The 13,750-nt window shown below is 30.9% G+C and carries 15 protein-coding genes; 9 read left to right on the top strand and 6 right to left on the bottom strand.

The features are described from left to right. Positions 1–94: 94 nt before the first annotated feature. Entirely contained in the window at positions 95–766 is a 672-nt protein-coding gene (rsmI, locus tag FHS04_RS02930) for a 16S rRNA (cytidine(1402)-2'-O)-methyltransferase (protein WP_106680890.1), read from the top strand. Between the two features lie 44 nt (positions 767–810). Here rsmI and FHS04_RS02925 read toward each other — a convergent pair whose 3' ends face one another. Next, on the bottom strand, positions 811–1,401 hold the full coding sequence (locus FHS04_RS02925; protein ID WP_106680963.1) for a carboxymuconolactone decarboxylase family protein: 591 nt from the start codon (positions 1,399–1,401) through the stop codon (positions 811–813). Between the two features lie 61 nt (positions 1,402–1,462). On the opposite strand from FHS04_RS02925, the gene FHS04_RS02920 reads away from it, so the two are divergent. The 5 genes from FHS04_RS02920 to FHS04_RS02900 are packed head-to-tail and all read left to right on the top strand — an operon-like array spanning position 1,463 to position 5,938. After that, entirely contained in the window at positions 1,463–1,882 is a 420-nt protein-coding gene (locus tag FHS04_RS02920; RefSeq protein WP_106680893.1) for an OsmC family protein, read from the top strand. Between the two features lie 52 nt (positions 1,883–1,934). After that, positions 1,935–3,623: a single-stranded-DNA-specific exonuclease RecJ gene (gene recJ, locus FHS04_RS02915; RefSeq protein ID WP_106680895.1), complete on the top strand. Its 1,689-nt coding sequence runs from the start codon at positions 1,935–1,937 to the stop codon at positions 3,621–3,623. A gap of 1 nt (position 3,624) precedes the next feature. Then, positions 3,625–4,887, top strand: coding sequence for an MFS transporter (locus tag FHS04_RS02910; RefSeq protein ID WP_106680898.1), 1,263 nt, complete (start codon positions 3,625–3,627; stop codon positions 4,885–4,887). 53 nt (positions 4,888–4,940) lie between these two features. After that, positions 4,941–5,588 carry a peptidoglycan-binding domain-containing protein gene (locus FHS04_RS02905; RefSeq protein ID WP_106680901.1) on the top strand — a complete coding sequence of 216 codons (648 nt, stop codon included), beginning with the start codon at positions 4,941–4,943 and terminating at the stop codon, positions 5,586–5,588. Between the two features lie 14 nt (positions 5,589–5,602). Beyond that, a complete protein-coding gene (locus tag FHS04_RS02900; protein WP_106680903.1) occupies positions 5,603–5,938 on the top strand; it encodes a hypothetical protein in 336 nt (111 codons plus the stop codon). On the opposite strand, the gene FHS04_RS02895 is transcribed toward FHS04_RS02900, so the two are convergent. Continuing rightward, complete coding sequence (locus FHS04_RS02895; protein WP_106680965.1) at positions 5,928–6,689, bottom strand: UDP-2,3-diacylglucosamine diphosphatase; 762 nt, start codon at positions 6,687–6,689, stop codon at positions 5,928–5,930. The two genes, FHS04_RS02900 and FHS04_RS02895, sit on opposite strands and share 11 nt — an antisense overlap. A 10-nt stretch (positions 6,690–6,699) precedes the next feature. After that, positions 6,700–7,152, bottom strand: coding sequence for a 6-pyruvoyl trahydropterin synthase family protein (locus FHS04_RS02890; protein ID WP_106680905.1), 453 nt, complete (start codon positions 7,150–7,152; stop codon positions 6,700–6,702). Between the two features lie 90 nt (positions 7,153–7,242). Between FHS04_RS02890 and FHS04_RS02885 the strand changes: the two genes are divergently transcribed. Next, positions 7,243–7,884 carry a 2OG-Fe(II) oxygenase gene (locus tag FHS04_RS02885; protein ID WP_106680907.1) on the top strand — a complete coding sequence of 214 codons (642 nt, stop codon included), beginning with the start codon at positions 7,243–7,245 and terminating at the stop codon, positions 7,882–7,884. Positions 7,885–7,957: 73 nt separating this feature from the next. Here the strand turns inward: FHS04_RS02885 and FHS04_RS02880 are convergent, their stop codons facing one another. Then, the gene (locus tag FHS04_RS02880; RefSeq protein ID WP_181256147.1) at positions 7,958–8,125 is read right to left on the bottom strand and encodes a hypothetical protein; all 168 of its coding nucleotides are present in this window, start codon (positions 8,123–8,125) and stop codon (positions 7,958–7,960) included. 26 nt (positions 8,126–8,151) lie between these two features. Continuing rightward, complete coding sequence (locus FHS04_RS02875; RefSeq protein ID WP_106680909.1) at positions 8,152–9,486, bottom strand: MATE family efflux transporter; 1,335 nt, start codon at positions 9,484–9,486, stop codon at positions 8,152–8,154. A 91-nt stretch (positions 9,487–9,577) separates the two neighbouring features. On the opposite strand from FHS04_RS02875, the gene FHS04_RS02870 reads away from it, so the two are divergent. Next, complete coding sequence (locus FHS04_RS02870; RefSeq protein ID WP_106680911.1) at positions 9,578–10,375, top strand: universal stress protein; 798 nt, start codon at positions 9,578–9,580, stop codon at positions 10,373–10,375. A 175-nt stretch (positions 10,376–10,550) separates the two neighbouring features. Continuing rightward, complete coding sequence (locus FHS04_RS02865; RefSeq protein ID WP_106680913.1) at positions 10,551–12,911, top strand: hybrid sensor histidine kinase/response regulator; 2,361 nt, start codon at positions 10,551–10,553, stop codon at positions 12,909–12,911. On the opposite strand, the gene FHS04_RS02860 is transcribed toward FHS04_RS02865, so the two are convergent. Continuing rightward, entirely contained in the window at positions 12,908–13,750 is an 843-nt protein-coding gene (locus FHS04_RS02860) for an alpha/beta hydrolase family protein (RefSeq protein WP_106680915.1), read from the bottom strand. The genes FHS04_RS02865 and FHS04_RS02860 overlap by 4 nt on opposite strands.

Raw genomic sequence — 13,750 nt, 5'->3', positions numbered from 1 at the left:
TAAAGGTTGGTTTATTAATAGATGACTAAAATAGCAAAAGGTTGCTTCATAATATATTAAAAGATTGTAAATTTGAATAATATTTCAAAATAAAATGGGTAAACTCTACATTGTACCAACACCAATAGGAAATTTAAAAGACATCACTTTTAGAGCGATTGAAGTTTTAAAAGAAGTTGATATAATTTTAGCTGAAGATACTCGTACATCAGGTAAATTATTAAAGCATTTTGAAATTAGTACACCAATGCAAAGTCACCATATGCATAACGAGCATAAAACGGTTGAAAGTTTGGTGCAAAAATTAAAAGCAGGAACAACCATTGCATTGATTAGTGATGCAGGTACACCAGCAATTTCAGACCCAGGATTTTTACTAACTAGAGCGTGTATTGAAAATAATATTGAAGTAGAATGTTTACCAGGCGCAACAGCATTTGTCCCAGCATTAGTTAATAGTGGTTTACCAAACGACAAGTTTGTTTTTGAAGGGTTTTTACCAGTAAAAAAAGGAAGACAAACCCGACTTTTATTTTTAGCTGAAGAAACCAGAACCATCATATTTTATGAAAGTCCGCATAAATTAATAAAAACATTAACCAATTTTTGCGAGTATTTTGGAGAAGACAGACCAGTTTCAGTTTCTAGAGAACTTACCAAATTGTATGAAGAAACCATACGCGGTTCAGCCAAAGAAGTTTTAGAATACTACACCAATAAGCCACCAAAAGGAGAAATTGTAATTTGTGTTGGAGGGAAAAAGTAAAACCTTATTAATTATACTTACTACTACTGAAAACTGTCAACTAGTTAAACATGCTTCCCAACCTCAAAACCATGTTTACCTAAATGTTGTTTTCCGCTATCAATAGCATCATGCTCTAAGGTTGTTGCCATGCTGTCATTCCAACGGTTTAAATAACCAAAAAGGCTAATTACTCCAAGCATTTCTACAATTTCACCTTCATTCCAATATTTGTATAATTCTGTTTTAATAGTCTCATCAACCGCATTTGGTATTTGACTTGCGGCTAAACTAAAATCTAACGCAGCACGTTCGGCAGCACTAAACGCAGGATGCGTTTTATAATCCCAAATATTATCTAATTGTTCTTGTTCTGCACCATAACGTTCTGCAGCTCTAATGGCATGAGCTTGACAATATCTACAACCTGTTGCGTTACTGCTAACCCAAGCAATCATTCGTTTTAAAGCAGAAGTCACTTTACCTTCATTAGCCATAACTGCTTTGTTCAAATTAATAAACGCTTTACTTATTGCAGGTCTGTGTTGCATGGTTAAAACCGAGTTTGGGCAAAAGCCAAGTGTCTCATTAAAAAAGTCTGCAAGTGCTTTGGTTTCTAAATCGTGATCTGCGTGTAAAGGGTTTACTAAAGGCATGGGTTTTCTAAATTTTATGATGTATTTTTGATACATTCAATAAACGAAAAAATTCTTAAAAATGACACATAAAATCACAACTAGTTGGAAAGGCGGAATGCTATTCGATTCTGATAACCCAAGTAATCATCATGTTTTAATGGATACCGATGTAGAAGGACAGAAGCGTCAAGGTCTATCACCAAAAGCAATGATGCTTTCTTCTTTAGCAGGTTGTTCAGGCTTAGATGTTGTTTCTATTTTAGAAAAAATGAAAGTTGAGGTTGACGATTTTAAAATGGAAGTTGAAGGCGAGCTTACCGAAGAACATCCAAAATACTATAAAACTGTTTGGGTAACCTATCACTTTACAGGAAGCGATTTAAACGAAGAAAGAATTAACAGAGCAGTACAATTATCTGTCGAAAAATATTGCGGCGTTATGGAAATGTTTAGACAATTTGCCGACGTAAAAACAGACATTAAATTTCATAACAAATAATCATTTTCCACTTTAGTCACTTTAAATATTTAAGACACTTTTCACTTCCACTATGCGCTGGACATTAAAGCCAAAACCAAACCCAGAAATTGTCAAACAACTGCAACAATCTTTAAATGTAGATGAAGCAATTGCAACGCTTTTAGTACAACGCGGTATAGAAACGTTTGAAGACGCCAAGCACTTTTTTAGACCTAGTTTAGAGCATCTTCACGACCCATATTTAATGAAAGATATGGACAAAGCAGTGATTAGAATTTTGCAAGCAATTAAAGACGGCGAAAACATATTGGTATATGGCGATTATGATGTTGACGGAACAACATCAGTAGCGTTAATGTCTTCCTATTTAAAGACCAAAACTGCAAATGTCGCAACTTATATTCCGGATAGGTATGATGAAGGTTATGGCGTCTCTTACAAAGGAATTGATTTTGCAGACGATAATGATTTCAGTTTAATCGTCGCATTAGACTGCGGTATTAAAGCACTAGATAAAATAGACTATGCTAAAGAAAAAGGTATCGATTTTATTATTTGCGATCACCATAGACCAGGTAATCAAGTACCAAATGCTGTAGCGGTTTTAGACCCAAAACAAGAAGATTGTACATATCCTTACAAAGAACTTTGTGGTTGTGGCGTAGGTTTTAAATTAATACAAGCTATAGCTAACAAATTTGACGAAACTTTAAACGATTTAATCCCATATTTAGATTTAGTTGCCACAGCAATTGGTGCAGATATTGTCCCAATTACAGGCGAAAACAGAGTGTTAGCTTACTTTGGTTTACAGGTTATAAATGCGCAACCTCGTGCAGGTTTTAAAGCCATAATTAATCAGATAAAAAAAGATGAGCTAACCATTACCGACGTTGTTTTTATCATCGCGCCACGTATTAATGCTGCCGGAAGGATGAAACATGGGCAATACGCTGTAGATCTTTTAACCGAAAATAATTTACAAACAGCCATACAATATGCTGAAGAAATAGAAGCATTTAATACCGATAGGAGAGAAGCCGACCAAAGCATAACCCAAGAAGCATTAGAGTTAATAAAGTCTGAAAATGAAGAAAACCGTTTAACAACCGTAGTGTATCAAGAACATTGGCACAAAGGTGTGATTGGTATTGTGGCATCTCGGTTAATCGAAACCTATTACAGACCAACCTTAGTATTTACAAAAAGTGGCGATAAGTTAGCTGCTTCTGCTAGATCGGTTTCTGGATTTGATGTGTATAATGCGTTACAAGGTTGCGCCGAACATATCGAGCAATTTGGCGGACATAAATACGCAGCAGGATTAACCCTTAAAGAAGAAAACTACGAAGCGTTTAAACAAGCTTTTGAAGATGAGGTTTCTAAAACCATAGATAAAAACCTACTAACGCCAGAAATAAAAGTAGATTTAGCAATAAATTTAAACCAAATAGATGATAAACTAATGCGGATTATCCGCCAGTTTGCACCATTTGGACCAGGAAATATGACACCAATTTTTATGACCGATAACCTAAAAGATACAGGTTATGGGAAATGTGTTGGCGAAGATAAAACGCACTTAAGATTTACAGCAACGCAATCGGGTAAACAATTTGTATGTATTGGTTTTAATTTAGGTGAAAAGTTACATCTTATAAAAAACAAGCAACTGTTTAGTGCTGTATATTCTGTAGACGAAAACCATTGGCAAGGTAACGTATCGCTTCAACTTAAAATTAGAGATATAAAAGGATAGCATGCAAAAAAACGATCCGTACGCAGCACTTCGTATTAAAGAATTCAACATCTTTTTATTGTTAAGATTTGCCTTAGTTTTTGGTTGGTCTATGCAATTTATTGTGATAGAATGGGAAGTGTATTCTTTAACTAAAGACCCGTTATACTTAGGTTTAATAGGGTTTATGGAGATTATTCCAGCCTTTACTATGGCATTATTTGCAGGACATATTGTAGACCAAAAAGAAAAACGAAACTTGCTAGCTATTTGTATTGCTGCATTTTCATTAATTAGTTTAGGCTTGTTTTTATTGACTTGGGATAAAGTGGTTGGCGATTGGGAAACACAAAACATTTTATACTGTATTTATGCTTTGGTGTTTTTTGGCGGATTTTTACGCTCGTTTTTTGGACCAACTATCTTTTCATTAATTGCGCTTATTGTTCCCAAAAAAATCTACCCAAATGCAGCAACTTGGAGTAGTAGTACATGGAAAGCAGCTACCGTAACCGGAGCATTATTTGCAGGATTTTCAATAGATTGGATAGGTGTTGATAAAACACTTTGTATTGTTTTTGCTCTAGTTACCTTTGCATTGCTAATTACGTTCAAGATTAAAAAGAAACCTATTTTAAACCCAAATATTGGCGAGTCTGTAGGGAAAAGTTTAAAAGTTGGTTTACAATTTGTGTTTAGTAATAAAGCCATTTTAGGCGCACTAACATTAGACATGATTGCCGTTTTATTTGGAGGTACAGTAGCACTTTTATCGGTGTTTGCGCAAGATATTTTAGAAGTTGGTTCTAAAGGATTTGGTGTGCTTAATGCTTCTATTTCTATCGGAAGTATTTTAACTATGTTTATTACTACCTATTTACCAGTTAATAAAGATGCAGGTAAAAAATTATTAATTTCAATTTTTGGTTTTGGTATTTGTATTATCGTATTTGGAGCTTCAAAATTATTTTGGTTAAGTGTGTTAGCACTATTCTTTTCTGGAGTAACAGATGGCGTTTCTATGGTAATTAGACAAACCATTTTGCAGTTAAAAACGCCAGATCATATGCGTGGTCGTGTTGCGTCTGTAAATAGTATGTTTGTTGGATCGTCTAACGAGCTTGGTGCTTTTGAAAGCGGTTTGGCTGCAAAAATTTTAGGTCCTTCTGTCGCTGTTATTTTTGGCGGAATAATGACATTAGTTACTGTTGTTGCTATTGGAGCTAAAAATAAAACGCTAAGAGAATTAGATCTTACTGAAGATATTGAAGATCACAACGTGTAATTCAATTTAAATTTCTTTTATATTTGAAATTCGCAAGCTAATCTTTTTGACTTATGAAAAAACTAATCATCGCTTTAATTGCCATTATCGTATTAATTTTTGCTTATAATCAGTACAAAGAATATCAACGTTTTCATCCAGATAACTTTAACTATAAATCAAGTGAAAATATTGATTTAGAGTATTATAATCAAGATGTAGTTTATAGTTATTTTGAAGCAGTACAAGCTTTAAATGGTTTTGCTAACATGCAATGGAATGTAAATGAAATTAACGTAAAATCTCCAGAAGATGACGATGAATCTACAACATTTGTAGTTAACGAATATCGAAAAAAGTTAGCAAAAGTCAAGTATTACGAAGCTAAGTTAGAAGCCTCTAAACAATTAAAAGATGAAGGATTAACTAACGATTTAATTAAGTTAAAACTTGAAGGAAATAACACAAAACCTGATAGTAACGCTATTTTTAAATCTAAAATAAAAAGCATGTATGCAGCAAATCCTAAAGTTAGATTAGGCGAAAAAAGTGCTTTTATTTACGAAGTGCAAAAGCTGTTAGTTAAAAAAGGATTTGATTTAGAATTAGATGGTGTTTATCATACAATTACCAGAAATGCCATAATAGAATTTGAAAAGAAACGCAATCTTTTTCCAGATGGTAATCTAGATGTATTGACTTTAGACGCATTATTGGATTAGTTTTTTAGTTTAAGATGAAGACAGAAGATAATATTGAAAATCATTATAAGTTAATGATTTCTTTTAAGGATAAGATATTATTTGAATCTGAATTAGATAAAAAAGAAATAAACTATTATGTTGAAAATGATTATTTTGGTGATAAAGTAAGATTTGTATTTCTTGATTCTGATCATAAAAAAGTTGATAATATTATCATAAACAATGAAATTGTTGCCACTGTAGAATCAAATTTGGTTTCAGATTTCAATGATCAAAGTAAGATGGTAAAACTATACTTAATTATAGCTTTTGTTTTTATAGCTATAATATTCCTTTTAGCTCTGTTTTTTAATTTTATTATGACTTAAACGTTTTAAGCTCCATTTTTTCACCATCAAAAACACCATAAGTATAATATTGTATCCAATCGCCAAGATTGATGTATTTAGAGTTTTGGGTCAGGTCAATATTTAAAGGTAAATGTCTGTGACCAAACACAAAATAATCGCGGTGTTTGTCTTCCAGTTTTCTTTTGCAATATTGTACCAGCCATTCATTGTCTTCGCCTAAAAACTTAGCGTCATCATCACCAGAAATAAGCTTGTTTTTTACTGATAAATAATTACCTAAACGCATTGCAAAATCCGGATGTAACAATCTTTTAAACATCCATTTAGAAATAGGATTGGTAAACAACTTCTTCATGCGCTTATACCCTTTATCACCAGGTCCTAATCCGTCGCCATGACCTATAAAAAAAGATGTGTTATTAAAGGTAAATTCTTGTGGTTTATGGTAAACAGGTATATTTAATTCTTCTTCAAAATAACCATTCATCCATAAATCATGATTACCAACAAAAAAATAAACAGGTATTCCAGAATCTGTAATCTCGGCTAATTTGCCCAATGTTCTTGTAAAGCCTTTTGGGACGACATTGCGATATTCCATCCAAAAATCAAACAAATCGCCTAATAAAAAAATAGCAGCTGCATCTTGTTTTACTTCATCTAACCAAGCCACAAATTTTTTCTCTCTAGGTAAAGATGCTGCTTTGGTTGGCGCACCAAGATGATTGTCTGATGCAAAGTATATTTTCTTTCCCTTAGGAACGTGTATGTTAATAGGCTTATTCATTATCACTTGCATACCATTGTGCGTAACTGGTTGCAGTTTCAGAAAGTTTTAAAGAATGTAATTTGATAGTATTTGGTAGTCTGTCTTTAATTTTTTTAGCAAAATCAATAACCATCATTTCGCTTGTTGGTTGATAATCTACTAGTAAAACATCATGACCTCTATCTTGAAGTTCTTTTGCTAATTCTACATGAGGTGTATTTTTATTAAATACAGTCGCATGGTCAAAAACGTCTACAATTTCTTCTTTTACAATTTTTTTAAGGTCACCAAAATCTATGACCATACCAAACTTTACATTTTTAGTATCTGTAATAGGTTGTCCTATCACGGTTACGTCTAGTTTGTAGCTGTGACCATGAACATTTTTGCATTTACCGTCGTAGCCATAAAGCGCATGACCAGTTTCAAAAGAGAATTGTTTTGTTATTCTGATGTTTGACATACATTAATTTTATGCTACAAAGATATTGATTTTGTAAAACCAATTAGTTTTTAGTTTACATTTGCGCACTTTTTTTAAAATAATTGGCTAATGAGTCAGCTTTTTGAAGCTATCGATTTTGTCGAAGTTCCTTTATATGAAAGGATTATAGACGATATTGCACATCAAAAATATTGTGTAATTGACCATTTTTTTGATGACACTGAAGTAGATATTTTAAGAACATCTTTATTAGAAAAATACCAAGAAGATGCGTTTAAAAAAGCTGCTATTGGAAATAAGTTTGATGAGGTAATTGCTAAATCTATTAGAGGTGATGTAATTTTATGGATGGACGAAGCAAGAGCTAATCCTTCTGAAAGCTTATTTTTTAATAAGATTAATCACTTGGTTAATTATTTAAATAAGACTTGTTTTATGGGTATTTTGCATAAAGAATTTCATTACGCTATTTATCCAACAGGTACGTTTTATAAGCGTCATTTAGATACTTTTAAAAACGACGATAGGCGTAAGTTATCTTTTGTCTGTTATCTAAATCACGAAGATTGTCAACCAGAAAATGGTGGCGAATTGGTGTTATATCTAGATGAAAACAATCCTGAAAATGATAAAATAATTTACCCTTTACCAGGACGAGTTGTTATTTTTGAAAGCCAAATTATAGAGCACGAAGTTAAACCTGTAAACACAAAACGTTTAAGTATTACAGGTTGGCTTAAGACCCGTTAGTAGCGTCTGCGTTTATTGTAAAAATAAACGATTATAAGTACGATAGCTAGTAGTAAAAATATTCTATTCATAACTAATTGTTGTTTCTGTTTTTGTTGTATCTGTAAAGAAAGTATGCTAATAATACTAAAACAATTAGCGGTAAGAAAGAACCAATAAAGACACCAATTTCATAACTGTTATTTGGAGCATTTTTAATTTTTTCTTCAATATCAACTTGTTGTAATAAACCTATAAGCATAATCTAAAACTAATTGTGTTGTAAAGTTAGTTGTTTTGTGTTAGCGGTAAAAATTGTTTTCTGAAAATTATTATTAATGGTAAACCACGAGCAATAATCCAAAAGGTAAACGCAATAAAGATACCGTGCAATTTTAAGTCAAAATAATCTACAATAAAAAGTATAGGAATAAAGACTAAAAATGTTGACAGAAGTAATACATTACGTAAAACCTTCATCTTACCTAAACCTTTAAATATTCCATCAAAAATAAATGCTAAAGCACATAAAGGTTGCATTGCTAGAACAATCCAAAATACGCTGTAAAACTGGTTTAAAACATTACTTTCGTCTGTAAAAATTCTTCCAATAGGATAGTATAAGATACTACAAATTATGGCAACAGTTATTCCAAGATAAATACCATACTTAATTAATTTGTTACTTAGTTTGATTAGTTGATTGTAATTTTTTTGACCAAATAATTTTCCTGATAAAATATTACCAGCGCTAGCATAACCGTCAATAATAAAAGCACCTAAAAACCATAAATTAATTGCTATAGTATAAGCGGCAATATAGTTTTTGCCATATCCTGTAGCATATTTTGTAGCAAGGTAAAGCGTAATGTTTAGTGCTAATGTGCGTATAAACAGATTTAAAATCATAAGTGCAAAATTTTTAATCTGCGGATTTAAAGGAAAGCTAAATCGCAAAGGAATACTTGTTTTTGTAAGCAGTAAATATGCCGAAAATAAAGCCATAAAAACTTGAGCAATTAAACTTGCATAAGCAGCACCTTTAATGTGTTGACCAGTAATTACACCATCTATTCCATATACTAAAATGAAATCTAAAATTACGTTTAATGCAGCTCCAGAAATAGCTATAACCATTGGGTAGTACGTATTTTGTAATCCTCTAAATGTTCCAAAAACAGCAATAACAAAAAGTGTAAACGGAAATCCTAATACGCGTATTCTATAATACTCTACACTGTAATCTAAAATTAAGTTTTCGGCATTATATAGTTTAAAAATTGGTGCAGCTAGAGGATAGGTTATGGCAATAATAAATATACTTAAAGATGTAATCAAAAAAATTGCTTGAGCAGGTAATTGTCTTACTTGGTCTAAAGCATTTGCACCAAGATGTTGAGAAATTATTGAGGATATAGCACTACGTGTTTGTCCTAAAACCCAAATAAGCATAGAGATAAACGTTGTAACAATACCAATAGCAGCTAAAGATTCGGTAGCATTTAGGTCTACATTACCAACTACAGCTGCGTCTGTAAGTGATAATATAGGCTCTGATATGCCAGCAATTAATGCAGGAATTGCTAATTTGTTGATATGCTTTAAGCTAATTTTAGTTTTCACTTTGATAAAAGTTAATGCCAAAGGTCGTAAAACTTTATTTAAATTTAAGTGAATAAAAAATCTGTACTTTTGTAACCTAAACCATTTATTTATGAAATCTATTTTAGTACCTGTTGGTTCTTCAAAAAATGCACAAAGTCATTTACAATATGCGGTAGATTTTGCACAAGCTTTTGGTGCAAAATTATATGTAGTACAAATTTATAATGTCTACACAAAATCAGGTACAATGATTAAAGTAGATCATATTTTAGAAAGAGAAAGCATGGAGTTTTTAGAAAATCATGTATCTAAAGTGAATACAAAAAACGTTGAAGTTGTTATTAAAACGTTTAAAGGAAAACTAATTGATACATTAGAGTTAGTTTGTAAGTCTTTAGATATCGATTTAATTTTATTAGAGCCAAGAACCAATTCTATTAAAGATGAAGTTTACTTAGGGAAAACCTCTGGAAAAATAATCAAGCAAACCAATATACCAGCTTTAATTGTACCTGAAGGTTATAAATACAGACCAATCATTTATATTTTAATGGCTTTAAAATCTGCTACTATCAAAAAAGAAGGCGTTTTAAAACCATTACAAGATATTAAAGCACAATATAAATCTATTGTAAATCTACTTTTAGTAAAAACACCTTTTTATAACGAAGGAGATTTTGATGTAAATGAAGAACTGAGTAACATGATTACAAAAACTACAAAATCTGAAAATGCCACAACGTTTCAAGGTGTGCTAGAGCATTATAAGGATAATGATCCTGATTTGTTATGTGTGGTTAGACGTAAGCGTGGTTTTTTTGCTAAACTGTGGGAGAAAAATTCGATTTTAAAGAAAGATTTTCACTCTTCAACATTACCTGTTTTAGTATTAAGCGGAATAAAATAATTTAAAATTTTATATAAAATTTTTATTTAAAAGGTCGAGCTAAGTTGCTCGACTTTTGCTTTTTAACGAATATATTTAGTCTTAAACTATTTTTTTAAACAGTTAAACGTTTTATAGGTTTATTTATAAAACTTACAAAGCCCCATTTTCGTAAGTAACCTAAACTTAACCTAATATGAAAAAACTAACCTGGCTGTTATTAGCTTTGTTTTGTGCGGTAACTTTTGCGCAAGATAAAATTGTATTCAACCCAAAAACCTCTAAAGGAAAACTTTACCAATACGCTAGTTTTGTAAATGTAGAAGATAACACGTTGTCAATTGAAGATGTTGTTGCTTCTAAAAATCTTGGTTTTAAACCTATACCATCAGACAATCTAAGTTTAGGTTTTACGTCTTCAAATTATTGGGTATCATTTAGTTTAGAAAACACATCATCTAGTAAAAACACCTATTATTTAGAAACAGCAAGACCAGTAACAGATTTAGCTAATTTGTACATACTAAATAAAGGTAGTGTTACAAAATATCAAAGCGGAGATCAAATTCCGTTTAATAAGCGTCAAGTAGCACATAGATCAACAGTTTTTAAACTTCAATTAGAGCCAAATACTGTAAAAGATTTTTATTTAGAATTAAGTAGTGATGGCGAAACTATAAATGTACCTTTAAACCTTTATACCGAAAGCGAATTTTTAATAGCAAATTACAAACAGCAATTGTTTTTAGGTTTGTTTTACGGTATTTTGTTTTTAGCAGGTATTGTTTATTTGTTTTTTTATAGCAGTTTATCTAACAAAACCTTCTTATATTATAGTTGCTATGTATTATCTATTGCACTTATGCAAGGAGCTTTAGATGGATTTATTTATCAATATATCTTTACTAATGCAGGTTTTTTTAACAGCAAGGCAGTTTTAGTTTCAGCATTACTATCTAACTTTTTTCTTTTAAAGTATTGCGAACATTTTTTAAAAATTGATAAACGTTTAAAAGTTCTAAAAAACATTTTTAATGGTATTTATATTGCTATTGCTGTACTTTTTATAATGACAGTAATTTCGCCTATAACTATGGAAGCTGTTTATCCTTTAAGTAATTTAAATGGCCTAATAAGTTTATTGTTAATATTAACATCTTTAACTATTTTAAAAGTTAAAAAGGTAAAAATTGATCCTTTCTTTTCAGTAGGGATATTCTTTTTAGTAATAGGTCTTTTAGGTTTTGTAATGAATAACTTAAGCTTGCTGCCTAATAATTTTTATACTTTAAATAGCGCAAAGTTTGGATCAGGATTAGAGGTTATTTTCTTATCGCTTTCTATGACAAATTTGATTAAAAAATTAAGATTAGAAAACGAATCTTCTCAAGAGTTAGCGCTTATAAGAACAAAAGAAATAAGTGAGTTAAAGTCCTATTTTATGTCTAATATGAGTCATGAGCTTAGGACACCAATTAATGCTATTTTAGGTATTGTACAATCAAATTTAGACACTAATGATCCAGAAGTAAAAGAACAATATCAAACTATTAAAAACGCATCCTTAAGTCTTTTAAGCAATGTAAACGATATTTTAGATTTTGAGAAGATAGAGTCTAACCAACTTAGATTAAACACTAATAAGTTTAAACCAAAACAGTTAATTACAGATATAAGTGATAACTGGAAAGTAGAAGCAAATAAAAAAGGACTAAACTATATATTTGAAATTGATTCTGAAATACCAGAAACTGTAGAAGGAGATGCAGAGCGATTTATTCAAATTATAAATAATGTATTAAGTAATGCAGTAAAATTTACTTTAGAAGGCACCATAGTTTTTAAATTAAAATGTTCAAGCCAACCCAATGGTTTTAACCGATTTTCTATACAGATTTCTGACACAGGAATTGGTATGACAGAAGAAGTTAAAAACAATGTGTTTAACAGTTTTAACCAAATGCGCAATAATCATAAACGTCAATTTGGAGGTATTGGTTTAGGTTTAAATATAGTAGAAAATCTAGTAAACTTGTTTGAAGGTACTATTTCTATAGAAAGTAAGTTAAATAAGGGTACAAATGTTTATATAGATATACCGTTACAAGTTGTTCAAGAAGAAGCACAAGTACAAAAAGAACAACAGCCTAGTCAAGAAAAAAGTATACAAATCTTAGTTGTAGAAGATAACCGACTAAACCAAATGGTAATGAAAAAGCTATTAAGCGCTAACCTAAGTTTTAATTTTACTATTGTTGAAAACGGTAAAGAAGCTTTAGACGAATTAAATAATAATACATATGATCTAGTTTTAATGGATTTACAAATGCCAATTATGGATGGTTATGAAGCCACAAAAGCCATTAGAGAAGGAAAAATAAGTACATTAAATAAAGATATTGCAATAATTGCAGTAACTGCAGATGCTATGCCTAAAACTAAAGACCGTGTGTTAGAAATTGGGATGAATGATTATATGACTAAACCAATTGACAAAAACGAGTTGTTTGATAAAATAAACCAATTTAGTATAAAGCCAAAACTTAAGATAGCTTAACGCTTAATAAAAGCTATTGTTTTATTAATTACTTTTTCTAAATTATTAGGCATATCCTTTTCTTTCCAAGGATGTTTTGCATCAAAAACATGATTACTGTTATCTATTGTAAACAGTTCACTTTTTGGATTCCAATTGTTTAAGTTTATTGCTTCTTGGTATAAAACCGAGGCATCATCTTTTGCATGAATGATTAAGTGAGGCACAGTAATATTTTTTACAGCATTTTCAATATTAAAGCGTTGCTCATTAGCTTTAAAATCCAGATAAAATTGAAAATTATGAGGCATTTTTTGGTTTGTTCTTCCGTTTAAAACGTATTTAACTCCATCCTTTTTCCATTGTTCTAAATTACCTGTAGTAGATGTGCGTTTGCCAAAGCTGCTTACACTAGCCCAAGTAATTAGCTTTTTAATACGTTGGTCTTCATTTGTTTTTAAAATCGAAATTCCGCCACCACGAGAATGTCCAATAACAGAAATATTATTAATATCAATTTGATCTAAAAATTCATTTTCTTCAGAAGTTAAAAACGTAATTATATCATCCAAATCGTCAAGTTCTTTAGAGTAGTTATTTTCTGCAAATGCTTCTAAATCCGGAAAATCTATAGGTTGTTCAACCGTTCCTCCGTTATGTGAAAAATTAAACTTTACAAAAAATAAATTGGCTTTCATGAAGGCTTCTGCAACCAAATCCCATGCGCCCCAATCTTTAAAACCTTTGTATCCATGACAAAAAATAACTAGTGGTTTTTTGTTGTCATTATTGTTAAAAAAGGCATCCCAAACAATTGGTTTGTTATTTTCTCTTTTTAGAACTAGATTTTTATTGATCAT

It is taken from the genome of Mesoflavibacter zeaxanthinifaciens subsp. sabulilitoris (assembly GCF_014191595.1).
GTDB classification, from domain to species: Bacteria; Bacteroidota; Bacteroidia; order Flavobacteriales; family Flavobacteriaceae; genus Mesoflavibacter; species Mesoflavibacter zeaxanthinifaciens.
This window is presented reverse-complemented; position numbering and strand designations above follow the sequence as displayed.

Coding starts and splice junctions, on each gene's coding strand:
- FHS04_RS02910 (WP_106680898.1), top strand. CDS start 3,625: ATGCAAAAAAACGATCCGTACGCAGCACTTCGTATTAAAGAATTCAAC.
- FHS04_RS02890 (WP_106680905.1), bottom strand. CDS start 7,152: ATGTCAAACATCAGAATAACAAAACAATTCTCTTTTGAAACTGGTCAT.
- FHS04_RS02900 (WP_106680903.1), top strand. CDS start 5,603: ATGAAGACAGAAGATAATATTGAAAATCATTATAAGTTAATGATTTCT.
- FHS04_RS02865 (WP_106680913.1), top strand. CDS start 10,551: ATGAAAAAACTAACCTGGCTGTTATTAGCTTTGTTTTGTGCGGTAACT.
- FHS04_RS02860 (WP_106680915.1), bottom strand. CDS start 13,750: ATGATCAATAAAAATCTAGTTCTAAAAAGAGAAAATAACAAACCAATT.
- FHS04_RS02905 (WP_106680901.1), top strand. CDS start 4,941: ATGAAAAAACTAATCATCGCTTTAATTGCCATTATCGTATTAATTTTT.
- FHS04_RS02920 (WP_106680893.1), top strand. CDS start 1,463: ATGACACATAAAATCACAACTAGTTGGAAAGGCGGAATGCTATTCGAT.
- rsmI (WP_106680890.1), top strand. CDS start 95: ATGGGTAAACTCTACATTGTACCAACACCAATAGGAAATTTAAAAGAC.
- recJ (WP_106680895.1), top strand. CDS start 1,935: ATGCGCTGGACATTAAAGCCAAAACCAAACCCAGAAATTGTCAAACAA.
- FHS04_RS02925 (WP_106680963.1), bottom strand. CDS start 1,401: ATGCCTTTAGTAAACCCTTTACACGCAGATCACGATTTAGAAACCAAA.
- FHS04_RS02885 (WP_106680907.1), top strand. CDS start 7,243: ATGAGTCAGCTTTTTGAAGCTATCGATTTTGTCGAAGTTCCTTTATAT.
- FHS04_RS02870 (WP_106680911.1), top strand. CDS start 9,578: ATGAAATCTATTTTAGTACCTGTTGGTTCTTCAAAAAATGCACAAAGT.
- FHS04_RS02880 (WP_181256147.1), bottom strand. CDS start 8,125: ATGCTTATAGGTTTATTACAACAAGTTGATATTGAAGAAAAAATTAAA.